Origin of the sequence: Mycoplana rhizolycopersici (genome assembly GCF_013378445.1) — a bacterium.
In the GTDB taxonomy this organism is placed as follows: Bacteria; Pseudomonadota; Alphaproteobacteria; order Rhizobiales; family Rhizobiaceae; genus Mycoplana; species Mycoplana rhizolycopersici.
Genome location: NZ_JABXYK010000001.1, coordinates 455,468 through 480,761 on the forward strand (window position 1 = coordinate 455,468; position 25,294 = coordinate 480,761).

Annotated in this window: 23 protein-coding genes and 1 tRNA gene; 10 read left to right on the plus strand and 14 right to left on the minus strand. The window is 61.9% G+C overall.

All coding sequences use genetic code 11. The annotated features are described in order from the left end of the window. Positions 1-14: 14 nt before the first annotated feature. The 4 genes from HV823_RS02010 to rplU form a co-directional block, all read right to left on the minus strand. Entirely contained in the window at positions 15-605 is a 591-nt protein-coding gene (locus HV823_RS02010) for a GNAT family N-acetyltransferase (RefSeq protein ID WP_176948070.1), read from the minus strand. Continuing rightward, positions 602-1,234 (minus strand): GNAT family N-acetyltransferase, encoded by a 633-nt coding sequence (locus HV823_RS02015; protein ID WP_176948071.1) that lies wholly within the window; start codon positions 1,232-1,234, stop codon positions 602-604. The genes HV823_RS02010 and HV823_RS02015 overlap by 4 nt, the downstream gene beginning before the upstream one ends. Positions 1,235-1,361: 127 nt before the next feature. After that, positions 1,362-1,631, minus strand: coding sequence for a 50S ribosomal protein L27 (rpmA, locus tag HV823_RS02020; RefSeq protein WP_097137748.1), 270 nt, complete (start codon positions 1,629-1,631; stop codon positions 1,362-1,364). 30 nt (positions 1,632-1,661) lie between these two features. After that, the gene (rplU, locus tag HV823_RS02025) at positions 1,662-2,036 is read right to left on the minus strand and encodes a 50S ribosomal protein L21 (RefSeq protein ID WP_097138042.1); all 375 of its coding nucleotides are present in this window, start codon (positions 2,034-2,036) and stop codon (positions 1,662-1,664) included. A gap of 314 nt (positions 2,037-2,350) precedes the next feature. Between rplU and HV823_RS02030 the strand changes: the two genes are divergently transcribed. Beyond that, positions 2,351-2,440: transfer RNA gene (locus HV823_RS02030), tRNA-Ser, on the plus strand. 169 nt (positions 2,441-2,609) lie between these two features. Next, positions 2,610-3,284, plus strand: a complete 675-nt coding sequence (locus tag HV823_RS02035) for a spermidine synthase (RefSeq protein WP_176948183.1) — start codon at positions 2,610-2,612, stop codon at positions 3,282-3,284. A 63-nt stretch (positions 3,285-3,347) separates the two neighbouring features. Here the strand turns inward: HV823_RS02035 and HV823_RS02040 are convergent, their stop codons facing one another. Next, a complete protein-coding gene (locus HV823_RS02040; RefSeq protein WP_176948072.1) occupies positions 3,348-4,589 on the minus strand; it encodes an SAM-dependent methyltransferase in 1,242 nt (413 codons plus the stop codon). Between the two features lie 151 nt (positions 4,590-4,740). On the opposite strand from HV823_RS02040, the gene HV823_RS26565 reads away from it, so the two are divergent. Next, positions 4,741-4,956, plus strand: a complete 216-nt coding sequence (locus HV823_RS26565) for a hypothetical protein (protein WP_246300657.1) — start codon at positions 4,741-4,743, stop codon at positions 4,954-4,956. Between the two features lie 58 nt (positions 4,957-5,014). Here the strand turns inward: HV823_RS26565 and HV823_RS02045 are convergent, their stop codons facing one another. Next, on the minus strand, positions 5,015-6,451 hold the full coding sequence (locus HV823_RS02045; protein ID WP_176948073.1) for a DUF6880 family protein: 1,437 nt from the start codon (positions 6,449-6,451) through the stop codon (positions 5,015-5,017). A 366-nt stretch (positions 6,452-6,817) separates the two neighbouring features. Between HV823_RS02045 and HV823_RS02050 the strand changes: the two genes are divergently transcribed. Then, positions 6,818-7,015 (plus strand): hypothetical protein, encoded by a 198-nt coding sequence (locus tag HV823_RS02050; protein ID WP_176948074.1) that lies wholly within the window; start codon positions 6,818-6,820, stop codon positions 7,013-7,015. A 364-nt stretch (positions 7,016-7,379) separates the two neighbouring features. On the opposite strand, the gene purH is transcribed toward HV823_RS02050, so the two are convergent. From purH to htpX, 4 genes are all read right to left on the minus strand, one after another. Then, positions 7,380-8,990 (minus strand): bifunctional phosphoribosylaminoimidazolecarboxamide formyltransferase/IMP cyclohydrolase, encoded by a 1,611-nt coding sequence (purH, locus tag HV823_RS02055; RefSeq protein WP_176948075.1) that lies wholly within the window; start codon positions 8,988-8,990, stop codon positions 7,380-7,382. 117 nt (positions 8,991-9,107) lie between these two features. Beyond that, positions 9,108-10,793 (minus strand): heparinase II/III family protein, encoded by a 1,686-nt coding sequence (locus HV823_RS02060; RefSeq protein ID WP_176948076.1) that lies wholly within the window; start codon positions 10,791-10,793, stop codon positions 9,108-9,110. Positions 10,794-10,954: 161 nt separating this feature from the next. Next, positions 10,955-12,349 carry an RsmB/NOP family class I SAM-dependent RNA methyltransferase gene (locus HV823_RS02065; RefSeq protein WP_210270659.1) on the minus strand — a complete coding sequence of 465 codons (1,395 nt, stop codon included), beginning with the start codon at positions 12,347-12,349 and terminating at the stop codon, positions 10,955-10,957. Continuing rightward, positions 12,346-13,368, minus strand: coding sequence for a zinc metalloprotease HtpX (htpX, locus tag HV823_RS02070; RefSeq protein ID WP_176948077.1), 1,023 nt, complete (start codon positions 13,366-13,368; stop codon positions 12,346-12,348). Before htpX ends, HV823_RS02065 begins: the two co-directional genes overlap by 4 nt. A 131-nt stretch (positions 13,369-13,499) precedes the next feature. Between htpX and HV823_RS02075 the strand changes: the two genes are divergently transcribed. Beyond that, positions 13,500-13,697, plus strand: coding sequence for a DUF1674 domain-containing protein (locus tag HV823_RS02075; protein ID WP_176948078.1), 198 nt, complete (start codon positions 13,500-13,502; stop codon positions 13,695-13,697). A 48-nt stretch (positions 13,698-13,745) separates the two neighbouring features. Continuing rightward, positions 13,746-14,210, plus strand: a complete 465-nt coding sequence (locus HV823_RS02080; RefSeq protein ID WP_176948079.1) for a thermonuclease family protein — start codon at positions 13,746-13,748, stop codon at positions 14,208-14,210. A gap of 80 nt (positions 14,211-14,290) precedes the next feature. Here HV823_RS02080 and acs read toward each other — a convergent pair whose 3' ends face one another. Beyond that, entirely contained in the window at positions 14,291-16,246 is a 1,956-nt protein-coding gene (gene acs, locus HV823_RS02085; RefSeq protein ID WP_176948080.1) for an acetate--CoA ligase, read from the minus strand. 220 nt (positions 16,247-16,466) lie between these two features. Here acs and HV823_RS02090 point away from each other — a divergent pair, with 220 nt between their 5' ends. After that, positions 16,467-17,174: a DUF1013 domain-containing protein gene (locus HV823_RS02090; protein WP_176948081.1), complete on the plus strand. Its 708-nt coding sequence runs from the start codon at positions 16,467-16,469 to the stop codon at positions 17,172-17,174. Between the two features lie 84 nt (positions 17,175-17,258). Here HV823_RS02090 and HV823_RS02095 read toward each other — a convergent pair whose 3' ends face one another. Together HV823_RS02095 and HV823_RS02100 are read right to left on the minus strand one after the other, a co-directional pair. Further along, a complete protein-coding gene (locus HV823_RS02095; RefSeq protein WP_176948082.1) occupies positions 17,259-19,166 on the minus strand; it encodes a propionyl-CoA synthetase in 1,908 nt (635 codons plus the stop codon). A gap of 189 nt (positions 19,167-19,355) precedes the next feature. Continuing rightward, entirely contained in the window at positions 19,356-20,015 is a 660-nt protein-coding gene (locus HV823_RS02100) for a YggS family pyridoxal phosphate-dependent enzyme (RefSeq protein WP_176948083.1), read from the minus strand. Positions 20,016-20,197: 182 nt separating this feature from the next. On the opposite strand from HV823_RS02100, the gene leuS reads away from it, so the two are divergent. Genes leuS through holA form a run of 3 tightly spaced genes read left to right on the plus strand, consistent with a single transcriptional unit; the run spans position 20,198 to position 24,380 of the window. Further along, positions 20,198-22,828: a leucine--tRNA ligase gene (leuS, locus tag HV823_RS02105; RefSeq protein WP_176948084.1), complete on the plus strand. Its 2,631-nt coding sequence runs from the start codon at positions 20,198-20,200 to the stop codon at positions 22,826-22,828. Then, the gene (lptE, locus tag HV823_RS02110; RefSeq protein ID WP_176948085.1) at positions 22,815-23,339 is read left to right on the plus strand and encodes an LPS assembly lipoprotein LptE; all 525 of its coding nucleotides are present in this window, start codon (positions 22,815-22,817) and stop codon (positions 23,337-23,339) included. Before leuS ends, lptE begins: the two co-directional genes overlap by 14 nt. 6 nt (positions 23,340-23,345) lie before the next feature. Then, positions 23,346-24,380, plus strand: a complete 1,035-nt coding sequence (gene holA / locus HV823_RS02115) for a DNA polymerase III subunit delta (protein ID WP_176948086.1) — start codon at positions 23,346-23,348, stop codon at positions 24,378-24,380. Between the two features lie 14 nt (positions 24,381-24,394). On the opposite strand, the gene HV823_RS02120 is transcribed toward holA, so the two are convergent. Further along, positions 24,395-25,291 (minus strand): ParB/RepB/Spo0J family partition protein, encoded by an 897-nt coding sequence (locus HV823_RS02120; RefSeq protein ID WP_176948087.1) that lies wholly within the window; start codon positions 25,289-25,291, stop codon positions 24,395-24,397. Positions 25,292-25,294: the final 3 nt, after the last annotated feature.

Here is a 25,294-nt window from a genome sequence, read left to right on the forward strand (position 1 = left end):
TGCGATGGCCGATGTCACCGCCGCGATGCAGCCGGGCGAAAATCGCCCGGTGAAAGCAGCGTCTCCACATGCGGCACCATCGCGCCGCGCGCGACCGAGTAGATCTCGCTCAGCCCGGTGATGCGGAAGCCGATCGTCTCCTGCACCTTCAGCGAGGCGGGATTGTCGGCAAAGACGCCGGAATGGACCTCCACGCCCGGCATCCGCATGAGGAACCGCGCCGTTGCCGCCTGCACGGCCTCGCCCATATAGCCGCGAGCCCAGTAGAAGCGGTTCAGCCAGTAGCCGAGATGCCAGCCGCCGGCCCGCTCCTCGAAGGTCACGGCTCCGATATGAACGTCGTCCCCGGTGGTGATGGCAAGTGCCCAGCCCGGCACGAGCCCGCTCGTCACGCCCGCAAGCCACTCTTCCGCATCCTGCCGGTCGAACGGTGCGGGGACCCGCGCCAACATGCGCGAGACCCGGAAGTCGTTCAGCGATTCCGCAATTGCAGACGCATCGGCAAGCCGGTGCGGACGCAGAGCCAGCCGCGCCGTCGCAATGGCGGGCACGGCTCCCGGGTCTGCGACGGCGTGGTCTTCCCGCTCGTGACGAAGCGCGCTCATCCTATGTTCCCCCAGCTCTTCAGGGAAACCCAGGTTCGCCGGTCCAACCGGTACCATTCGACCGATACCATTCCCCCCACGGCAAGGCTCTGGACCATGCCGGTCGCCTGGAACTGAAAGCCGCACTTCTGGATGACGCGTCGCGAGGGGATGTTCATGACGCGGCAGCGCGCATCGATCTGGTCGACGTCGCGGGTCCTGAAGACCATGTCCGTCAGGCTTTGCGCCGCTTCCGTGGCGTAGCCCTGGTTCCAGTATGGTTCGCCGAGCCAGTAGCCGAGTTCGACCGTGCGCCCGTCTTCCTGGGGCTCGACACCGCAGCAACCGATGAACGCGCCGTTATCCGCCGTTGTAATCGCATAGACGCACTTGCCAATCGCGCCGGCTTTTGTGCGTCGCACGAAGTCAGCCGCGTCCGCGATCGTGTATGGATGCGGCATGCGGGCAACCATCGTTGCAATGTTGGCGTTGTTGGCGAGATGGGCAAGGGCGTCGATGTCGTCTTCGTGCGGGGCTCTGAGAACGAGCCGCTGCGTCAATAAGATCGGGCAATCGGTCCTTGACCGTTCCGGCCTTGGCCGTTGTTCGGGAGACCGGGATTGGTCTTCCCTCAACAATTCGCTGAACATGTTCGATCCTCCAGATGAACAAAAAGGGGAGATGGATTGCCCCATCTCCCCTTTTGTTTCTGCAGGTTCGATACCTGTAGCATCAGCCGGGTCGATGAGACGCCGGCTGTTTTAGAGCGCTACCGGCTTATTCCGCTGCTTCGGCTTTCGGCATTACAGACACGTACACGCGGCCATTGGCCTTCGTACGGAAGTTCACGTTGCCAGCCGTAAGCGCAAAAATAGTGTGGTCCTTGCCGAGGCCGACATTGGCGCCCGGATGCCACTTCGTACCGCGCTGACGCACGATGATGTTGCCTGCAATGACGGTTTCGCCGCCGAATTTCTTCACGCCGAGGCGCTTGGACTCCGAATCGCGACCGTTACGCGAGGAACCGCCAGCTTTTTTGTGTGCCATGGGAGTTCTCCTTTACCTTCGTCCTGATCTTCAGTTCGCTGCTGCTTCGGCAGCGGCTTCGGTCTTCTTGGAAGACTTCTTTGCCTTGCCGCCGGCTGCCGCGATGTCGACGATCCGGACAGTCGTCTGGTGCTGGCGATGGCCGCGCGAACGCTTGGAGTTCTGGCGGCGACGCTTCTTGAAGGCGATGACCTTCTTGGCGCGACCCTGCTCGACGACTTCGGCGGTCACGACCGCGCCTTCGACGAAGGGAGCACCGATCGTCGCGTCGGCGCCTTCGCCAACCATCAGCACTTCGGTGAATTCAATCTTGTCGCCAGCGACAGCGACGAGCTTTTCAACCGTCACGACGTCGTTGGCTGCCACGCGGTACTGCTTACCGCCGGTCTTGATGACTGCGAACATTTCTTGTCCTTTCATGTTCGTTCCGGCTCTTCGCAGAAAGGCGAGGCCGTCTTTTTGTCAGTCGGTTTGGACGGGATTGATCCCGCCGGTGAAAATGGTCCGGGCACTTGTCGCCGTAGCGCAAAGTACCGACCCACTGCAGGCAGACCCTAGGCCTTTGCCACGCACGTGCGGCAATAGGCGAGCTTCCAAAACCTGTCAAGGCGTTTTGCCGCTTTCCGGTCAATTAGTTGCCTCTGGGCGAAACTGCCCCTTGCAAGCGCGCAAATCAGCCGCTATGTAGCCGGCGCGCTGAACAAGCGCCGACCGTATGCGGAGAGGTGGCAGAGCGGTTGAATGCACCGCACTCGAAATGCGGCATAGGGGCAACTCTATCGGGGGTTCGAATCCCCCCCTCTCCGCCATTGGTTCCTTGGGCTGCCAAGGCCCCCATCGACCAGCCGACATCTTCTTGATTTCGATATTCGTGCCGAGGTTGGCCAGGGCCACAATGATGGCACTAACGAAACGGCGCAAGCTCATCATGCGTTGCAGCTACGAGGCGCCCACAACACAACACAGCGAGATACGCCGATGCTTCCCTGGATTCAGCTTGATCGCGCGACCATTCCTGGCGATGGGGGAGAGTTGCGCCTGAAGCAGCGGGGTAGCGAATTCTCCATCATGCTCGGCTCGACGGAGCTGATGAACAGCAGGCTGAGCGGTTCTGAGGAAGCGCTGGCCACGCTGTGCTGTGAGCGGATTTCCGGTCGGAAAGGCGCCAGCATCCTGATCGGCGGCCTCGGCATGGGCTTTACATTGCGGGCCGCCCTGGGCGGACTGCCCGACGATGCCCGCGTCACAGTCGCTGAACTCGTTCCGGCCGTGGTCGATTGGGCGCGGGGACCGATGTCAGATCTCCACAAGGGCACGCTCGACGATCCGCGTGTCGGCATCGAAATAGGCGACGTCGGCGCGCTGATCCGGTCACGGAAAAATGCTTACGATGCCATCTTGCTCGATGTCGACAATGGTCCCGACGGGCTGACGCGCGCCTCCAACGACGGCCTCTATAACCACAGCGGTCTTCGTGCCGCCCAAAGTGCCCTGCGCGCGAACGGCGTGCTTGCGGTCTGGTCATCCGCGCCGGACAGTGCCTTTACGCGTCGCTTGCGGGGGGTCGGCTTTGCCACCGACGAGGTCAATGTGCGCGCCAATGGAGAACGCGGTGGCGCCCGCCATGTATTGTGGATGGCAACCAAACGGTAGCATTTCAGTTATGCGCGAACCGCCACCTACGACAGAGCGCTGGGCAAAGCCCAAAATGTCGGTTCACACAGACAGACTGAGCGTTTTCTCTCGTTCGATGTAGTCACGCTGTTTGTCGGTGATGTAGTCGCGAACAATCGGCGCGGCGTCACGAGAGCGCGAAAGCTGCATATGGAAAACGAGCTGGCTGCCGGTGCGGAACATCATCTCCGCGCTGATCAGGTAGAATTCCCACATGCGCGCAAAACGCTCGTCGTAAAGCGCAATCACCTTGTCGCGGTTCGCCTCGAAGCGGTCGGTCCAATGGGCGAGCGTCGTGGCGTAGTGAACACGCAGGAATTCCAGATCCGTCACCCAGAGGCTGTTGCGCTCAACGACCTCGAACACTTCCGAGAGCGCCGGCGAATAGGCCCCGGGAAAAATATACTTGCGCAGCCACGGGCTTGCCATACCCGGCGGACTCATGTGTCCAATCGAATGCAGCACTGTCAGGCCGTCATCCGGCATCAGTGCATTCAGCTTCTTGAAGAATTCATCATAGTGATGAACGCCGACATGCTCGAACATGCCGACGGAAACGATGCGGTCGAACGGTCCCTCGACGTCCCGATAGTCCTTCAGCTCGAAACGGACGCGAGCGGCAAGCCCTGCGTTTTCAGCCCGCCGCGAGGCAAGCGCCTGTTGTTCCCTGGACAGCGTCACGCCGAGAACGTCCACATCCTCCAGTGCCGCCAGATAAAGCGCGAGGTCGCCCCAGCCGCAGCCGATATCGAGCACCTTCATTCCAGGTTTCAGTCCGAGCTTGCTGGCGAGTAGCCGGAGCTTGTTGCGTTGAGCCTGCTCGAGGGTCTCGCCTGGCTCCCGGAAATAAGCGCAGGAATACAGCATGTTCTCATCGAGAAACAGCCGGTAGAAATCGTTGCCGAGATCGTAGTGGTGGGCGACGTTCTGCTGCGCCTGTCCCTTACGATTCGACTGCTGGCGCTTGCGGAAGCGCATCTTGATGGCGCGCAGGACCTTCTGGATCGGATAGGAGCCGAGCGAGAGGCGGTTGACCGAGAAGAGCGTCAGAAAATCCCGTAGCGTCGAGCCCTCCTCGAACCGCATCGTTCCATCCATGTAGGCTTCGCCAGCGGCAAGCTCAGCATTGAAAACCAATGTCCGGTAGAGCTTCCTGTCGGTTAGCCTCATCGTCACCTGCGGACCGGGCGCGCCTTTGAATACATGGCGCTTTCCTTCTGCGTCGATGACGGTCAGACAACCTTTGCGTATGAAGGACTTCATCATATGCGAAAGTGGAAACATGAGCGCCTCGAGTTGTTCCTGAATGCCGGGAAGTCCGGTTGCCCAACTCTCATCTGATCGATGGGTTCGGTCAACTTGCTTCCTAGCTCTCAATCATTATGGGATCTTCAGTTCTGTCGCACGAGATGCGGCGCACAGCGAGGGCCAAGCCATGCCGACATTCGCAGTCACTACTACCCTTAAGATAGAAGCAGACACCGCCGAGGAGGCTGCCCTGCAGATGTATCGAGAGCTAAGTAGAGGATCGGCGCCGATCAACTACCTGGTCACAGACGAGACAAAGACGACAACGGAATTGGTGCTCGATCGAGAAAAGGCAGACGAGTATGCGGTGACCGATCACACTGCCGACCCTGGTAACTGGTGAGTGTCACATGGTCCGGAAGACGACGAGCGCGGGTGCTTTGGTCCAAACCTCAACTGCATTACCCGACCAAGCTCCAGAAGCCATGCTTCTTGCCGTGTCGATGCTTCAGATCGGCAACATAGGCGTCATGGGATTCAGCACTGCCGTAGTCATCAATGCGCCGTGCAAGCGATGAGCATTCGGCGAGATGCCGTGCGGCGTGCTTGTAGCGGCTGGAACGAGCGCTATCGAGCGTGAAGTCGATCATCGCGCGCAGAACGGTGGTCGCCGCCAGTGGATACTTCTCAGCCAGGACCTCTGCTGCGGGCGTCATCAGTTCGTAGAGATCGCCGTCTAGTTCGCCCCTTCGCCGGCAGACGAGCTTCGCCGCCTCGGCTGAAGAAGGCCAGCGGAGGAAAAAGGCGAGTGCCAGGTGAATATCGGGATAGGCCTGGGCATAGGCGAATGCGTTTTCCTCGGCCTCGAGGTCGTCGAAGTCCGGCAGCCGTCGCAGGAAGGCACGTAGGTGTTCATCGTTCAGCGACTGCTCGAAACACGTCCAGCGAAACGCTTGCGCCTCCTCGCCGCGTCCCAGGGCGTCCAGCGTCTCGACGCGGGCCAGTTGCCAATCGAACGGGACGTCGGCTCGGCCCTTCGTGTCGACCTTGTCCAGCGCCGTCAGCGCCTCCTTTGCTCGTCCGGCAGAGCGTAGTCGGTTGGCGATATCGGCCGCTACCAACGGTGCGCTGCGCGTCTTCTCCGGCTGCTGGGCGATATAGGCGTCGACGTCGCCCAGCGCGTCGGCTATTTCCTGCAAGGCGATGCGCACCGTGAGGTCTCGGCGAGTGGCGTAGACCTCGTCCTCGTAGATCGGTCCCCGGCTGCTCCAGCCGATGACCTTGCGTTCATCTTTCGCCGGTTTCTCCTTGGGTTCTTTCGCCCATTGCACGAAGAGACCCTTCAGGCGTTCGAGACCGTCGTTGCCAAGCGCCGGCACCATGGATGTGATAAGTTGATCATACTGGCCGTAGCCGTTGTCCTGCACCGCGACGAAGATCTTGTCGGCAAGGATGTCGAGATCCACGCCCGCAGACTTGGCGATGGCGCCGGCGTCCGCGCAAGCCTGGTGGAAGCTCTCGATCAGCGAGCCGCTGCCGTCGTTCGATCGCTCGAATACCGAATCCGCTAAGGCAAGGAACTGCCAGATGAGCTCGAAGGCTTCCTTTGGATCATCGGCGGCAACGGTTTCGACGATCGTCTTGCGCTGCGTTTCCAGGTCGGTCTTGACGCGCTTGACCTTGCGCCAGTCGATGAAGGTGCGGGCGCGGGCAATGCTGGCAAGCCGCTTGCGCACTTCGCGCGCCACTTCTGCGCTGCTGTGATTGCCGGCAAGCGCCATGCGAAGCCGTCGCTTGTGGGCGGCGCTGCCGGTGCTGATTTCGATCAGAAGCTCTGCCAGGCGCGGTGCGCCGAGTGCTTCCAGGTTCTTGGCGTTTAGGGTTGTCTTGGCTGCCATCGATCATTGCCGTCTGCGTTGGGCTGACATTATCCCGACCCTTCAAGATGTCCAAGGCAACGCCTCAGTATGCTGGTCAATCCTTGGCGCCTCTCCAACAGAAGGCTAGACGCTACGTTCAAGGGCATTCAGCGCTGGTAGCTGTCTGACCTTGCCCCGTTGAAATAACCCATTTTGAAGAAAACTCTGGCCCAAGGCTCAAAGACACTGCCAGATTTCGCTTCCGACCGACGATGCGATTTCGGATGCCCCTCGCTACAGCCTGAACAGCCCTGATCATGGTTAACGATCCGTTTTGAATTTTCGGCGTAGGCATGGAACGGAAACGGCGAATCGCCGTTTCTGCGCTGACCTGGAGGAATGACCATGCTTTCAAATCTGCTGAGCGTCTTGCGCTTCGATCGATCGGAAACCGTCGACACCGGCACTTTTGCCGACGGAACCTTCCAGCTTGCCGAACACGAACTGAAACGCCTGCCGAAAGTCGGCCGCGGGCAGATTTCCTACAGCCGCGACTATGGCAGGGACAGAAGCGTGCAACCCGGCGCGATTGGCCGCGTATAGTCAAACGCCGCGCCCAAGTGCGAAATCATGCGGAAGCCGCTTGCCCGCATTCGCCAATTCCAACTCGGGCGACGGGCGAACGCGTCGCCCCGCGAACTACGGGATGGTGACTTGCGTCCCTGCTACGCCGTATCCGACGCCGGGATAAGATGTCCGGAGTAGCCCGGCGCAGTTTTGTGCAGCCGCGCACGGCAAGTCCCACATGGCTCGTCATATCTCAGGATACCCACCGTACTCGCTTGCCTCAAGGCAGCTACAGCTGCGCAGCTGAGTTTGGCCCTCCACCGCGTCCGAGTGTGGAGGGGTCTCAATCCACATGCAGTCGCCCTGTTGCGGCACCTGTCACCCTTTACAGACAGTCGCCTCAATGGCGGAAGTGGCGCATGCCGGTAAAGACCATGGCAACGCCAGCTTCATCGGCGGCGGCAATCACTTCGGCATCGCGCATCGAGCCACCGGGCTGGATGACGGCGGTGGCGCCGGCGGCGATCGCCGACAGCAGGCCGTCGGCAAAGGGCAGGAAGGCTTCCGATGCGACGGCCGAGCCGCGCGTCAACGGTTCCGACAGCCCCATCGCCTTTGCGGCCTCCTCGGCCTTCAGCGCGGCGATGCGGGCCGAATCGACCCGGCTCATCTGGCCCGCGCCGATACCGGCAGTCTGGCCGTCCTTGGCGTAGACGACCGCGTTCGACTTCACGTGCTTGGCCACCTTGAAGGCGAACTTCATGTCCGCAAGCTCCTGCGCGCTCGGAGCGCGCTTCGTCACCACTTTCAGTTCCAGGTCCTCGACCATGCCGTTGTCCCGGCTCTGGACGAGCAGGCCCCCTGAAACGGTCTTTGCCGAGATGCCAGGCGTGCGCGGGTCGGGCAGGCCGCCGGTGACGAGCAGGCGCAGGTTCGGCTTGGCGGCAATGACGGCACGGGCGGCATCGTCCGCCGCCGGGGCGATGATGACCTCGGTAAAGAGCTTGACGATCTCCTCCGCCGTGGCCGCGTCCAGAGGGCTGTTCAGCGCGATGATGCCGCCAAAGGCCGAGACCGGATCGCAGGCGAGCGCCCGATGGTAAGCTTCCTTCAGGCTCGGCGCGGTGGCGACGCCGCAGGGGTTGGCATGCTTGATGATCGCACAGGCCGGACCGTTCTGTGGCAGAAATTCGGCAACCAGCTCGAAGGCGGCATCCGTGTCGTTGATGTTGTTGTAGGACAGCTGCTTCCCCTGCAGCAAAGTTGCCGTTGCGACACCCGGCCTGTTCTCGCCGGTCACGTAGAACGCCGCCTTCTGGTGCGGGTTCTCGCCGTAGCGCATCTCTTCCTTCAAAACGCCGCCGACCGTGCGGTAGGCCGGCGTGGCGATGTCGAGCGCTTCCGCAAACCAGTTCGATATCGTCGTGTCATAGGCAGCGGTACGGGCGAATGCCTTGGCGGCAAGCCGCTGCCGGAACGCATAGGAAGTCGCCCCGTCTGCAAGCTCTTCGACGAGTGCGGGATAATCGGCCGGGTCGGTGACGATCGTCACATAGGCATGGTTCTTCGCAGATGCGCGGATCATCGCCGGACCGCCGATGTCGATGTTCTCGACCGTCGTCGGATAGTCGCCGCCCTTGGCGCGCACTTCCTCGAACGGGTAGAGGTTGATGACCGCCAGGTCGATGCTGCCAATGCCATGCGCCTTCATCGCCTCGACATGCTCGAGATCATCGCGGATGGCGAGAAGACCCCCATGGACGTTCGGGTGCAGCGTCTTGACGCGACCGTCCATGATTTCCGGAAAGCCGGTAATCTCGGACACGTCGGTCACGGCAAGACCGGCATCGCTCAGAGCCTTGTGCGTCCCACCGGTGGAGAGAAGCCGCACACCCTTTGCCGAAAGGGCGCGCGCGAGATCGACGATCCCGCTCTTGTCGGACACCGAAAGAAGTGCGGTCCGAACTTCGACGCGGTCGGGAGCGGGAATTTTCTTGGAAGCGACGGCCATGGGGTATCTCCGGGAGGATAGGGCCGGCGCCCGAGCGAGCCGCCGGCGAAAACATGCCGCCCCGTTAACACACGAGCCCAGGCGAGGAAACCGGCAATTTCCCCTTGGTCGCCGCCGTCAACGGCGTTCGCGCCGCATGAACCACTGGATTTCGGGAACGGTACCGAGCGGCATGGCAAGCGTGAGTTGTCTCCCGGCCCGGACGCCGGAAGGATCGGCGAAGAAGACGTCCTCCTCTTCGGCCACCGCAACATCAAGGCAGGAGAACCGCCAGCTTTCGCCGTCATTGGCCACAAGGCGGACCTCGTTTCGATCGACGGGCAGGATGCGGATGGCGGGATGAATGTGAAAGCGGGCGACCGCGACGTTGCCGCCACCGTCCGGCGCACCGCCACCCGGCTTCATGAAGCGCTCCCGTCCACGGATATCGGTTCCGGCGGCGTTGACGTAGAGATCCCGCTCGTAGAGCAGGCCGAAGTTTGCCAGATAGCCGTCGTGGGTTGCCACCAGACCGTCAGCCCCGTCCGTCTTTTCGTAACGTGCGACCTCGACCTTCGACACGCCGCCGAAGATGACCGGGCCGAGATATCCCGAAGCGGAGATGCGTGCCGACGAGGTATCGTTGAGGACTGCGACGGTTTGCGCAGCCGTTGCGCGAGACAACTGCCGGATCGCTTCACCCGCAAAGCGCGGGCAGCCGGAATTGACGAAATAGCGGTGCCGACCGGAGGACATTTCCAGCGAAAGGCACCCAGCCGTCGCCGTGGTCGAAAGGGCGACGGCGTGCGGCTTGCCGGTATCGACGATGATCGTCGTTTCGCCGGCTTCGATCCGCTCGTAGCCGGTCTGCGGCAACCCCCGAAAGGGCGCCCCCGACGTCTCGTCGTAACGCAGCACGGAAAGGAGTTCGTTGGCAAGCGTGTAGGTGGCGCCGTTGAAGAGGGCAAGCTCGCCGCCCTGATGCCGGAAGAAGCGAAGCGCCGGAAAGATCCGGTCGATGCACGGAATAAGCCGCTGCGGAACGTCGTGGCCGAGATTCACATAAGTCTGGCGCAGCGGCAACAGGTCGAACAGCAGATCCAGCCCGACGCGCGGATTGCGCGAGACATGTCCGCCGTCCGGCAGGATCTGGCGATCGAGTTCGCGATCGAGATGCCGCGACGCGCGACGTATCGCAGAAGCCGCATTGGGCATGGCGATCGACGCCATCGCAAGCGCAATGCGCGCCCTGAGCCGGGGTTCGCCATCCCGCGTCGTATCGGCGATGTGGCGCAGATACCGCACCTGGAACGCCAGGCTTTTGAGAAATCGCCGATAGAAGGAGTAGTCGGCCTCGCGCAGCACGACTGGCGAATGCGACAACCAGGCGATGATCCGCTGCGCGATCACCTCCGGACGCCAGGCGATACCGGCTATGACGCGGCCATGCGTCTGGATCCAGTCGTCGATGATGCGGCGAACGACGAAGGAAGCGGCATCCTTCTCGGCCATCCGCATGTGACGCAGCCAGGCGAAGCAATGCAGCCTGGCCGCGAATTCTTCCGACGGAAGTTCCAGCGCGAAGGGCGATTCCCCTTCGCAATCGAGCATGCGCCCGGCCAGCGGAAACCGGCCGGCGATGATTTCTTCGGCCGTGAACGGATCGGCCGGGCGCAGATCCGTCGGCGCGACCACCAGCCTCTCCGGTGTGCGGCCAGCAAAGCGCATCGCCGAAACGCGCCCCACGGCAAGCCGCCGCGAAAACCGCCTCCACGTCTCATGTCCATAGAGATAGGCCAGCCGTTGCCGGTCAGAGAGCCGCATTGTCAACAAACTCTTTCATCGATTCATTGGTAGGCGCAGGCTATCGCTGCGTCAATTCGCCGATCAACGATGGATTGTTGATGAAAACTGCGCGCTGAAGCGACGTTTCTCTCGCTGCCGGCCATTTTGAATGCCGGTAATGGCCAGAAACGCCAGAGGGTTCACGCCTGCCGTTGAAGCAGCACCGCATAAAAGCCGTCGAGCCCTCCGGCCACGGCCTCTCCGCCCGGCAGCATCGCCGGCGTGGTACGGAATTCGCCGATCGGCGAAATGGCTTCCTCCAGACCGGGCCAGCGGGCCGGATCGATTGGCACTCTCGACCACTCGGGATGATCAGCGAGCACGCGTGCCGTCACTTCCTCGCCCTCGCGGGGATCGAGCGAGCAATTGGAAAAGACGAGGTGGCCGCCGGGCTTGACCAGCGTCGTGGCGTGACGAAGCAGGCGTTCCTGTAGAAGCGCGAGCTTTTCGATATCGGCCGCGCCCTTGGTCCACAGGACGTCCGGATGACGGCGGATGGTCCCCGTCGACGAGCAGGGCGCGTCGAGCAAGACGGCATCAAAGAGCTCGTCCGGCCGAAAGTCCAGCAGATTGGTCTCCGCCGTCTTCGCCGAAAGGCCCAACCGGGCGAGATTGCCCTCGAGACGCTTGAGACGGCTCTTTGACTGGTCGAGCGCGGTTACCCTTGCGCCGGCCAGCGCCAGTTGTGCCGTCTTGCCCCCGGGAGCCGCACACAGATCTGCCACAACCTTGCCGGCAGGCTCGGGAAAGAGTTTGGCGGGAATGGCAGCTGCGGCATCCTGCACCCACCATTCGCCGGCGGAAAAGCCCTCGAGATCCGGAACCTTTCCGGAAAATGCCGTCAGGCGCACCGATCCCGTCGGCAGGACCGCGCCACCGAGCTTTTCGGCCCATTCATCGGGTGCCGATTTGACGGTGAGATCGATTGCGGCCGGCGCAAGCAGAGAGTCCGCGATCCGCAAAGCATGGTTGCGGCCGTAGACCTGCTCTAGCCGCTCGTAGAACCACGATGGTATGACCGGTATGACATGGGTGGCGGTGAGGTGCGTAACCTTCTCGCGTGCCAGCCGACGCAGCACGGCGTTGACGAGTCCTGCGAAGCGTCGACTGCGTGGGTCGGAGCGCGCCTGCTCCACGGCAATATCCACGGCGGAATGATCCGGCACGTCCAGATAGAGGATCTGCGCGGAAGCAACCGTGAGGAGATGGTAGAGGGATCGCGCACCCTCGGGAAGCGGCGTTTCCACCAAAGAATCGATGATCGCCTGAATCCGGGGCAGATGACGAAGCGAGGTATTAAGAATGGCCCGCGTCAGCGCCCGGTCGGCATCGTTCAACGCCCGATAGCCCGGATTGCCGTTCTCCGCGTCAAGCATGCCGTCGAGCGAGGTTTGCCGGTCGACCACCGCTGCCAGCAGCCGGCTTGCGACAAGGCGCGGTTTGATGCCGGGCTTTTCGGCGTCCTCGCGGGTATCAGACTTGCGTCCCGAATTTCGTTTCGGATGCGTTTCTTTTTTTGTTCTATTGATTGTCAAGACCAGGGACCTTTTGGTGGCTCCGAACCACCGCGTCCCCAGCCAGTCGTCGGAACGGAACGCGATTTGCGTTCGGGCTTAGCAGCCTCGGGCTGCCGCGTCGAGGTCTCACTTCTCTCGGCCTGCCATCCACTGCTCTGACTTCCGCCGGTCTGTCTTGCACCAGTCTGCCGCATTCCTGTCGCCATCGCCTCCAGCGCGGCAATTCGGTTGCCAGTATCCGGATGGGTGGAGAACAGGTTGTCCATCCGGGCGCCGGACAGCGGATTGATGATGAACATGTGTGCCGTGGCAGGGTTGTGCTCCGCCTCGTCGTTGGGAATGCGGCCGGCCGCAACGGCGATCTTGCGCAGCGCCGACGAGAGCCAGAGCGGATTGCCGCAAATCTCGGCACCGCGTCTATCGGCCGAATATTCCCGCGTGCGGCTGATCGCCATCTGCACCAGCATCGCGGCGAAGGGCGCGACGATCATGGCGACCAGGATGCCGATGAAACCGAGCGGATTGTTGTTGTTCTCGCGATTTCCGCCGAAGAACATGGCAAAGTTTGCCAGCATCGAGACCGCGCCGGCAATGGTGGCCGTGATCGTCATGGTCAGCGTATCGCGATTTTGCACATGAGCGAGTTCATGCGCCATGACGCCGGCCACTTCCTCATAGGTCAGGCTATGCAGAAGACCCGTCGAGGCAGCGACTGCCGCGTTCTGCGGATTGCGGCCCGTGGCAAAGGCATTGGGCTGATCGCTGTTGATCACATAAACGCGCGGCATCGGCAGACCGGCGCGCGCGGCAAGATCGCGTACGATGCCGTAGTATTCCGGCGCGCTGCGCTCGTCGACCTCCTTGGCCCCGTACATCGACAGGACCATCTTATCCGCATTCCAATAGGAGAAGAGGTTTGTCGCCGCGGCAATGACAAGCGCGATCATCATGCCGCCCTTACCGCCGATCAGGAAGCCAACAGCCATGAAAAGGGCCGTCAGGAAAGCCAATAGCATCGCTGTGCGGACGAGATTCATGTTACGTCTCCGAGGTCAGTCGGGGTGCAGCAATGTTTCACGTGAATCAAAACTTTGCCCCTGTTCGAATTCCACCTATATGATGGGGAACAATGCCCCTTTCTTCAATACGGCTCTCTCAGGACGACGCGATGCAAGGCGATAATGATAATGTCAGCGGTGCGGGCCGCTCCCTTTCCCCGGCCGCACTCCGCGCCCTGAAGGAAGCGGAGGAACGTCGCGCCGCCGCCAAGTCGCCCGATCTTCCGCCCGAAATCGGCGGACGCGGCGGTCTTGACCCGGCACGTTTCGGCGATTGGGAAATCAACGGCCGGGCGATCGATTTCTAAGCTTAAATTCCTATTGCCGCCGCAGCAATTGCGGAATATATTCCTTATATGAAGCGATTCGGTGCGTATATACAAGTCATCGCATGCCTCATCGTCGCAATCGCGACGCCTGGACGTGCGCGCGATGCCCATTTCGTCGCCGGACCGGTGACGGCAGATCTGCTAAGAGTGGTGGACGGAGATACGCTTCTGGTCTCCGCACGTCCATGGCCGCAGCAATCGATCGAGGTCCTGGTTCGCCTCCGCGGCATCGACGCACCGGAGTTGCGCGCCAAATGCCCGGCAGCTCGCGGGTCGGCGCACGCCGCCAGGCTACTGCTTGGCCGACTGGTTGGCGTGGGCGCGCCTGTCATTCTCACAAACATCGCCGGTGACAAATATTTCGGCCGGGTTGTCGCCGATGTACGGCTTTCCGATGATGTGAATCCGGCTCACGAACTCGTCGCTGCTGGTCTTGCAATACCATACGACGGCGCAGCAAGGCGACCCTGTGAAGCGTCCTATTCCCAATGATATAGGTCGAGCCGCGCATCAGCGGCGAAGACGGCCGATCTGCCCGGGACCAAGTCGGGGGCAGATCGTAAGGCGGACTATTAGCCGGCAGCCTTGTTTTGCCGATTGGCGATCAAGTCATCCACGACCGCCGGCTCGGCGAGCGTCGACGTGTCGCCCAGGGCCCCGAAATCGTCTTCGGCGATCTTGCGCAGGATCCGGCGCATGATCTTGCCCGAACGCGTCTTGGGTAGGCCAGGTGCAAACTGGATCTTGTCCGGGGTCGCGATCGGTCCGATCTCCTTGCGCACATGCTTGACGAGGTCCTGCCGGAGCGCGTCGGTTCCTTCCTGTCCGGCCATCAGTGAGACGTAGCAGTAGATACCCTGACCCTTGAGGCTGTGGGGATAGCCGACAACCGCCGCTTCCGAGACGAGGTGGTGCGAGACCAGCGCCGATTCGACCTCGGCCGTGCCGAGCCGGTGGCCGGACACGTTCAGCACGTCGTCCACGCGCCCCGTGATCCAGTAATAGCCGTCTTCGTCTCGCCGGCAGCCGTCGCCGGTGAAATACTTGCCCTTGTAGGTGGAGAAGTACGTCTGCACGAAGCGGTTATGGTCGCCATAGACGGTCCGCATCTGACCGGGCCAGCTATCGGTGATGCAGAGATTGCCGTCAGCGGCACCCTCCAGGACGGCGCCTTCGTTGTCGACGAGCTGCGGGCTTACGCCGAAGAACGGACGGGTCGCTGAGCCTGGCTTCAGGTCGGTCGCGCCGGGGAGGGGGCTGATCAGGATACCGCCCGTCTCGGTCTGCCACCACGTGTCGACGATCGGGCAGCGATCCTCGCCGACCGTGTGATAGTACCATTCCCAGGCTTCCGGGTTGATCGGTTCGCCGACCGAGCCCAGCAGGCGCAGCGAGGAGCGCGAGGAGCGCTTCACGAACTCGTCGCCGGCCCCCATCAGTGCGCGGATCGCCGTCGGCGCGGTATAGAAGATGTTGACCTTGTGCTTGTCGACCACTTCCCAGAAGCGACCGGCATCAGGGAAATTCGGAACGCCCTCGAACATCAGCGTCGTCGCCCGGTTCGCGAGCGGGCCATAGACGATATAGGAATGCCCGGTGACCCAGCCGACGTCGGCGGTGCACCAGTAGATGTCACCGTCCTGATAGTCGAAGACGTATTTGTGCGTCATCGATGCGTAGACGAGATAACCACCTGTCGTATGCAGCACGCCCTTCGGCTTGCCTGTCGAACCGGAGGTGTAGAGGATGAACAGCGGATCCTCCGCCTTCATCCGCGCCGGCGGACAATCGCGCGGCACGGTGGCGATCTCCTGATGGTACCAGAGGTCGCGCCCCGGCGCCCAGCCGGTCTTGCCGCCCGTACGGCGCACCACCAGCACCTTGTTCACGATGACGAACTGCTTGGCGGCGATGTCGATCGCGATATCGGTGTTTTCCTTGAGCGGGATCGGCTTGCCGCCGCGCACGCCCTCATCGCAGGTAATGACGAAGGTCGATTCGCAATCGACGATACGGCCGGCAAGCGCATCCGGCGAGAAGCCGCCGAAGACCACAGAATGGATCGCACCGATGCGCGCGCAGGCAAGCATCGCATAGGTAGCTTCGGGGATCATCGGCATATAGATGGTGACGCGGTCACCTTTCTTGACGCCGTGCTTCTTCATCACGTTCGCCATGCGGCATACGTGCTCGTGCAGCTCGTTGTAAGTGATCTTCTTGTCGATATAGGGGTTGTCGCCTTCCCAGATGATCGCCACCTGGTCCCCATGCGTCTTCAGGTGTCGGTCGATGCAATTGTAGGAGACGTTGGTAATGCCGTCTTCGAACCACTTGATCGACACCTTGCCGGTAAACGAGGTGTTCTTGACCTTCGTATAGGGCTTGAACCAGTCGATCCGCATGCCATGCTTGTCCCAGAAGCGCTCCGGATTCTCGATGCTTTCGCGATACCACTTCTGATAGGTATCATTGTCGATCAGGGCGCGGCTCTTGGCGGACTTCAGGACCGGATAGGTCTTGGCAGACATACAATTCCTCCTCATGCAAATACTCGGACCGAGCTCCTCCGGTCTCGACGTCGTCGCATTCATAACAGGTCAAAGCCTTCGAGCAATTAGACAAAGGTCATTTGTCGCTTGAAGAATTGCATTTCTGCTACAGTGGCGTTATAGAGTGCGCCATTCCCGGAAATCAGTGGTTTATCCCCACGGCCCGCGACCGGCGCGGACGGACAGAAGGATTGCATCCATGGCCCAACAACTGCTTATGCCAAAGGCAACGGCCGTCTGGCTTGTCGACAACACGGCGCTGTCGTTCGACCAGATCGCCCAGTTCTGCAAGCTGCACCCCCTCGAAGTCAAGGCGATTGCCGACGGCGAGTCTGCGCAGGGCATCAAGGGCCTCGATCCGATTGCAACGGGGCAGCTGTCGCGCGACGAGATCGCCCGCGCCGAAGCCAACCCGAACCATAAGCTGAAGCTTTCCGAGCCGAAGGTTCGCGTGCCGGAATCCAAGCGCAAGGGCCCCCGCTATACCCCCGTGTCCAAGCGCCAGGATCGGCCGAATGCCATTCTCTGGCTCGTGCGCAATCATCCGGAACTGAAGGACGCCCAGATTTCGCGGCTCGTCGGTACGACGAAATCGACCATCGAGCAGATTCGTGAGCGCACCCATTGGAACTCGGCCAACCTCGCGCCGATGGATCCGGTTACGCTCGGCCTGTGCTCCCAGATCGATCTCGACCTCGAAGTCGAACGCGCCTCGAAGGGACGTCCGCTGCCGACCGCCGCCGAACTCGGCGCCACCCTCGAATCGGCCCGCGAAACCGAGAAGCTTCCCTTCGGCGATCACGAGCGCGAAGAGGAGAAGGAAATCGATGCGGACGCCGTCTTCGCAAAACTGAAGTCGCTGAAGTCCAATCGCGACGAAGACGAGGACGACGATCAGCGCTTCTGATACGAACTTTATCGAACGTGAAACGAAAACCCGGCCGACCCGTTTCGGCCGGTTTTTTTGTGCCTGCTTGAATGTCCCACTTGCTCAGACGGGCAGATGCCGTCCCGCAAGCGCGCTCTCGATTTCCTCCAGGATCGCCGGATCGTCGATGGTCGCGGGCATCTTCCACTCCTGTCCGTCGGCGATCTTCTGCATCGTGCCGCGCAGTATCTTTCCCGAGCGGGTCTTCGGCAGGCGCTTCACGCAGATAGCCAGCTTGAAGGCGGCGACGGGGCCGATCCGGTCACGGACAAGGGCAACGACCTCCCTTTCGATCATCGATGATTCACGTGAAACACCGCTGTTGAGCACCAGGAAGCCCGCAGGCACCTGGCCCTTGACCGCGTCGGCGATACCGATGACGGCGCATTCGGCAACGTCGGGATGGCTTGCGCAGACCTCTTCCATGGCTCCGGTCGACAGCCTGTGGCCGGCGACATTGATGATATCGTCGGTGCGCGACATGATGAAGAGATAGCCGTCCTCGTCAATGAAACCGGCATCGGACGTCTTGTAGTAGCCGGGAAACTCCGCAAGGCAGGCCGAGCGAAAACGCTCGTCGGCATTCCAGAACGACGGCAGGCAACCGGGGGGCAGGGGCAGTTTCACCGCGATATTGCCGAGCGCGCCCGCCGCGACCGCGTGCCCCGCATCGTCCAGCACATGGATCTCGTAGCCGGGGAGGGGAACGGTCGGGGAACCATGCTTCACCGGAAGCAGGCCCAGGCCCAGCGGATTGCCGGCCATCGGCCAGCCGCTTTCCGTCTGCCACCAATGGTCGATTACAGGAACAAGCAGCACCTGTTCGGCCCATTGGAGCGTATCGGGATCGGCGCGCTCGCCGGCGAGAAACAAAGCGCGCAGGGAGGAAAGATCGTATCCCGCAATCAGGCTTCCCGACGGATCGTCTTTGCGAATGGCCCGGAAGGCCGTCGGCGCGGTAAAGAGCACTCGAACCCCATGTTCCTCGATCACCCGCCAGTAGGCGCCGGCGTCCGGGGTGCCGACGGGCTTGCCTTCATAGAGCACGGTCGTGCTGCCGTTCAGAAGCGGCCCATAGACGATATAGGAATGGCCGACCACCCAACCGATGTCGGAAGCCGCCCAGAAAACTTCGCCGGGCCGGGCACCGTAGAAATGCTGCATGCTCCAGGCGAGGGCCACCATATGGCCGCCATTGTCGCGCAACACGCCCTTCGGCTGCCCGGTCGTTCCGGACGTGTAGAGAATGTAGAGCGGCTCCGTCGCACCCAGGGATACGCACGGCACAACCGTACCTTCAGTCAGGACTTCGGTAACTGCATCGGCAAAATCGATGTCCCGTCCGGCACTCATGGCGGCAGACAGTTCCGGCCGCTGCAGGATGAGGCAATGCTCCGGTTTGTGCGCAGCCAGCTCGATCGCTGCATCGAGCAGCGGCTTGTAGGCGACGATGCGACCCGGTTCGACGCCGCAGCTCGCCGAAATCACCACCTTCGCCCGGCAGTCATCGATCCGCGTCGCGAGCTCGTTTGCCGCAAAGCCGCCGAAGACGACGGAATGGACCGCACCGATGCGGGCACAGGCCAGCATGGCGAACACCGCCTCGGGCACCATCGGCATGTAGATGATGACCCGGTCGCCTCGATCGACGCCGAGCCCAAGAAGAACGGCGGCGACGCCCTCCACCTGCGTCAACACCTCGCGATAGGTGTAGGACCGCTTCTGCCCGGTCACCGGGCTGTCGTAGATCAAAGCGGCCTGGTCGCCGCGGCCTGCCGCGACATGTCGGTCGACGCAGTTGAAACAGGTATTCGTCTCGCCGTCCGGAAACCACCGGCCATAGACCCCGCGCTCGCCGTCAAACGTCTTGGCAGGCGTTTTGAACCAGTCGATTGCGGCGGCAGCACCGCTCCAGAAGCCTTCCGGATCGGCCTTCCAGCCGGCATAGGTCTTTGCATAGCTGCTCGCCATGACATCTCCTCCCGAACTTGCATGGCCGCCGTAACGGCCCCTCCGGAAGAAAGGATAGAAAACTCCCCGCGGGCAGGGAAGTAAGACCATTGGGCTAGAAGTCGGCCCCGGCGCTCCAGCGCCTGAAAAGGAGCGGATTGGTGGGTAGGAAGAATGCGTGACAAGTCGCGCGAGCAGATCTGCGCCCGCTCAACGGGTGCCGAAAATCGCGGACCCGACACGCACGCTTGAAGCGCCGAAAGCAACGGCAATCTCATAGTCGCCGGACATGCCCATCGACAGGCGTTCGACGCCCGCCTCTTTGGCGAGCTTCGCCAGCAGCGCGAAATGGGGGCCGGGATTCTCGTCCACGGGCGGAATGCACATCAGCCCTTCGACCGAAAGTCCAAGCTCGTCACAGCAGAAGGCGACAAAAGCCTTGACGTCGTCCGGCACGATGCCCGCCTTTTGCGGCTCCAGGCCGGTGTTCACCTGAACGTATAGGCGCGGCTGGCGGGACTGCCGGTGCATTTCAGCCGCAACAGCGCGGGCGATCTTCTCGCGATCGATCGTCTCGATCACGTCGAAAAGTGCGACAGCCTCTGCCGTCTTGTTCGACTGCAGCGGCCCGATCAGGTGCAGTTCCAGCCCTGGCGTTTCCTCGCGCAAGGCCGGCCACTTGCCCTGCGCTTCCTGAACACGGTTTTCGCCGAAGACCCGCTGGCCTGCCGCTATGGCCGGCCGGATAGCATTGGCATCGAAGGTCTTGGAAACTGCGACCAGCGTCACGGCGTCGACGTCCCGACCCCCATTGACGGAGGCCTTGCGGATTCGGGCGCGAACCTCGTTCAGGCGTTCTTCCACTTCCATTCTTGTCTCCACTCCTTGATGTCGGGCCCGGACGTACCGAAATCAGGCCTGCTTGCCAAGATCGCACGACGCGCCCCGCCGCTCGAACGGCCGTCAAAACTTGACGCTACTGCGGTTTCATGGTGAAGGTCACGCCACATATTCGTAAGGGCTTCGCCCCCAATTTCCGGAAATTCGACGACATGGCCACCGAACGTTATAACCCGCGCGATGCCGAGCCCCGCTGGCAGGCGAAATGGAACGAAGAGAACGTCTTCCTGACGAAGAACGACGATCCGCGCGACAAATACTATGTCCTTGAGATGTTCCCCTATCCATCCGGGCGCATTCACATGGGCCACGTGCGGAACTACGCGATGGGCGATGTCGTTGCCCGCTACAAGCGCGCCCGCGGCTTCAACGTGCTGCACCCGATGGGCTGGGACGCCTTCGGCATGCCGGCCGAAAACGCCGCGATGGAACGTGGAGTGCACCCTGCCGCGTGGACCTACCAGAACATCGCCTCGATGAAGGCGCAACTGAAGGCCATGGGCCTCTCGCTCGACTGGTCCCGTGAATTCGCCACCTGCGACGTCGAATACTACCAGCACCAGCAGCACCTGTTTCTCGATCTGCTCGAGAAGGGGCTGGTCTATCGCAAGCAGTCCAAGGTCAACTGGGATCCGGTCGACAACACGGTGCTTGCCAATGAACAGGTGATCGACGGTCGCGGCTGGCGCTCCGGCGCGCTGGTGGAACAGCGCGAGCTGACCCAATGGTTCTTCAAGATCACCGATTTTTCCGAGGATCTGCTGGAAGCACTCGACAGTCTCGACCAGTGGCCGGAGAAAGTCCGGCTCATGCAGAAGAACTGGATCGGCCGCTCCGAAGGCCTCATGATCCGCTGGGAGATCAGCGATCGCGCGGGCATGACCGACGAAAGCGAGGTCACGGTCTATACGACGCGGCCGGACACGCTGTTTGGCGCATCGTTCATTGCGATTTCCGCCGACCACCCGCTGGCGCGGGATGCGGCCGCACGCAATCCCGAGATCGCCGCCTTCTGCGAAGAAACCCGACGCGCAGGCACCTCCCTTGCCGCACTCGAAACGGCGGAGAAGAAGGGCATCGACACCGGTATCAGGGTTCGCCACCCGTTCGACGCCAGCTGGGAATTGCCGGTCTACGTCGCCAACTTCGTGCTGATGGACTACGGTACGGGCGCCATATTCGGCTGCCCGTCGGGCGACCAGCGCGACCTTGATTTCGCTCGCAAATACGGTCTTCCAGTCGTTCCGGTCGTCATGCCGGAAGGCGGTGAAGCGGCAAGCTTTGCGATCGGCGACGAGGCCTATGTCGGCGACGGCGTGATGATCAATTCACGCTTTCTCGACGGGCTGTCCACCGAGGCCGCCTTCGAGGTGGTGGCGAACCGGCTGGCCGCCGCTTCCGTCGGCAATGCGCCGCAGGGCGAGCGCAAGGTCAACTTCCGTCTGCGCGACTGGGGCATTTCCCGCCAACGCTACTGGGGCTGCCCGATCCCGATCATCCATTGCGAAGATTGCGGCGTCGTTCCGGTGCCGAAGCAGGATCTTCCCGTCAAGCTGCCGGGCGACGTGACCTTCGACAGCCCGGGCAATCCGCTCGACCGCCACCCGACCTGGCGGCACGTGGCATGCCCGCACTGCGGCAAGGATGCGCGACGCGAAACCGATACGATGGATACCTTCGTCGATTCGTCCTGGTACTTCGTGCGCTTTACCGCGCCCTGGGAAAGCCGCCCGACCGATCCGGCGGCTGCCAATGCATGGCTGCCGGTGGACCAGTACATCGGCGGTATCGAACACGCGATCCTTCACCTGCTCTACTCGCGCTTCTTCACCCGCGCCATGCAGGTCGCGGGCCATCTGGACGTCAGGGAACCCTTCAAGGGGCTCTTCACCCAGGGGATGGTCGTGCACGAAACCTACAGCCGCGGGGAGGGCGCCAAGCGCGAATGGGTCACCCCGGCTGATATCCGTATCGAGGAGATCGACGGCAAGCGGCACGCCATGCACGTCGAATCCGGCGAAGAGATCACCATCGGCTCGATCGAGAAGATGTCGAAGTCGAAGAAGAACGTGGTCGACCCGGACGACATCATTGCCTCCTACGGCGCCGATACCGCCCGGTTCTTCGTGCTGTCGGATTCGCCGCCGGATCGTGACGTCATCTGGTCGGAAGCCGGCGTCGAAGGCGCACATCGCTTTGTCCAGCGCATCTGGCGTCTCATCTCCGAGGCTGCCGGCGCGCTTGCTGCGGCATCACCCGCGCCCGGTCGGGACGGTGAGGCCTTGGCGCTCTCGCGTATCGCCCACAAGACGCTGAAGGCGGTACAGGCAGACTACGACAAGCTTGCCTTCAACAAGGCCGTGGCCCGCATCTACGAATACGTCAACGCGCTGGCGGGACCGCTCACCGCGGCCGCCGAAGGCAAGGCAACCGCCGAGATGGCGTCCGCGCTGCGCGAAGGAGTGGAGGTCCTCATCGCGATCATCGCCCCGATGATGCCGCACCTTGCCGAAGAGTGCTGGAAGGCGGTCGGCGCCAGCGAGCTGGTCGCTCGCAGCCCCTGGCCGACCTATGACGAGGCACTGGTCGCCGAGAACGAAATCACACTCCCGGTCCAGATCAACGGCAAGAAGCGCGGCGATTTGACAATTGCCCGCGATGCGGATCAGATGACCGTCGAATCGGCTGTTCTGGCTCTTGAATCGGTTCAGGCCGCGCTTGGCGGCAAGACGCCGAAGAAGATCATTGTGGTTCCGCAGAGGATCGTGAATGTTGTTGTCTGAGGGATCGCGCAGCAGGAGGCTTTTCGCTTCGGCGTTCGGCCTCGTAGCACTCGCATTAACCAGTGGTTGTCAGGTCAAACCGCTCTATTCGACCGGATCGAACACCGCCGCAGGAACAGCTTCCGTCTCCATCTCGGAAGCCGAAGACCGCGTCGAGCAGCGGGTTCGCAACGAGTTGATCTTCCTTCTCGCCGGCGGAGCCGGCGAACCTGCCAATCCGACCTATCACCTTGAACTGAACGTCAGTTCACGCGATTTCGGCGTGCTGTTGTCACAGTCGGACGACGTTGCGCGCGCCGGTCGACTGGTTGTCACCGCCGACTATAACCTGACCCGTATGGAATCCGGCGAAACGATCCGTTCGGGCCGTCGTCAGGTCGTTTCGCTCGTCGATTTCCCCGTGCAGGAATTTGCGAAGTTGCGCGCCATCCGGGACGCGGAAAATCGTGCCGCGCGCGAGATGGCCGAGCTTGTAAAGGCGGATGTGGCCGCAGCGCTGGCCGTCCGATAGCCGGCTATGACCGAGGTAAAATCGCACGAGTTCGATGGCTTTCTCCAGCGGGCGCCACGGTCCGGCGGCATCTTTCTGGTCTATGGACCCGATCGAGGCCTGGTATCAGAACGCGCCAGCCAGCTCGCCGCTAGGACCGGTGTCGCACTGGACGATGCATTCGCCGTGCTTCGCACGACAGCATCCGATCTGCAGGGAGCGCCCGGCCGGCTACTGGACGAAATGAATGCCATCGGACTTTTCGGCGGCGATCGGCTCGTATGGGTAAAGGATGCCGGCAACGAACGCTCGCTGGTGGATGCGATCGAGATCCTGAATAAGGAACCACCGCAGGGCTGCACCTTGCTCATCGAAGCAGGCGATCTGAAGAAGGGTTCGGCGTTGCGCAAGGCCGTCGAGAGCTCGCGGGGAGCGGTCGCCATTCCCTGCTACGCCGACGACACACGGGCACTAAGCACTCTTGTCGACAACGAGTTGGAGTCAGCCGGCCTTCGCATCGTACCGGCCGCCCGTCAGCGTCTGCTGGAATCGATTGGCGGAGACAGGCTCGCCTCGCGCAACGAGATACGCAAGCTGGCCCTTTATTGCCACGGCCGCACCGTTGTTGAGGAAGAGGACGTTCTAGCGGCGATTGGCGATGCCAGTGCCATATCGGTAGATGACGCCGTCGACGCTATCCTGAAGGGTGATCAGAGCACGTTTCTCGCATCCATGCAGAAGATTGCGGCGTCGAAGACGCCTGTGTTCCTCGTCATGCAGGCCTGCCTCAGACAGTTCCAGTTGCTCGAACTGATGCGGGCTGAAATGGACGAAAAGCGAGCAAACGCCGCTCAGGTCATGGGAACACTCGGCCGCCACCTTCATTTTCGGCGCAAGCCCGTCATCGAACAGGCTTTACGGAAATGGCAGTTGCCGGCGCTCCGACGCGAGACCGCACGCCTCCAGGCCGCCATACTCCAGACACGGCAAAGATCGTCCCTTGAAGGCACGATTGCGATGCAGACGCTTCTCTCAACCGTCCTGCAATCCGCGCGAGGCTGAGACCCGCATCAGGCTCAACGGCGTTCGAGCAAGCGGCAGATCTCCTCCAGCTGCTCGAGCGTCTTGTAATTGATACGGAGATAGCCGCCATTGGCTTTGTGGCTGACGGAAACCTCGAGTCCGAGGCTGTCGGACAGCGTGCGCTCCAAAGCCAGGGTATCAGCGTCCTTGTCGTCCTTCTGGGCCGCACGACGGCCGTGTTCAGGATCGGACTGCGCCTTGATATCGTTCTGCGCGATACGCTCGGCGTCGCGCACGGAGAGCCCCTTGGCAACGATCGTCTTTGCCAATTGCACGGGATCCGAGGTGGGCACCAGCGCACGCGCATGGCCCGCAGAGAGCGCGCCGGAGGCGAGCATGTCACGCACCGGTTCCGGCAGCTTCAGAAGACGCAGACTATTGGCCACGTGGCTTCGGCTCTTGCCAATGATCTCACCCAGATCGTTCTGCGTATATCCATGCTCCGCAATCAGTTGATCGTATCCCAATGCCTCTTCCAACGGATTGAGATCCGAACGCTGGACGTTCTCGACGATCGCAATTTCCAGTGCGGTTCTGTCGTCGACATCCCGGACTATGACCGGAATTTCAACAAAACCCGCCAGCTGCGCCGCCCGCCACCGCCGTTCGCCGGCGATTATTTCAAATCGCTCGGGCGCGATCGTCCGCACCACAACAGGCTGTACGATGCCATGTTGGCGGATCGAAGCGGCGAGATCCTGCAGTTCCGCCTCGTCGAAATAGCGGCGAGGGTTGCGCGGATTTCGGCCAACGAACTCGATCGGAACCATGCGATCCGGATTGACCGTTGCTTCCGCGGCTGCGGTACCGATCGCCACCGGCTGGTCCATCTCTCCGATCAGGGCAGCCAGACCTCGGCCAAGCCGCCGCTTCGAGTTGTCGTCGTTCATCTC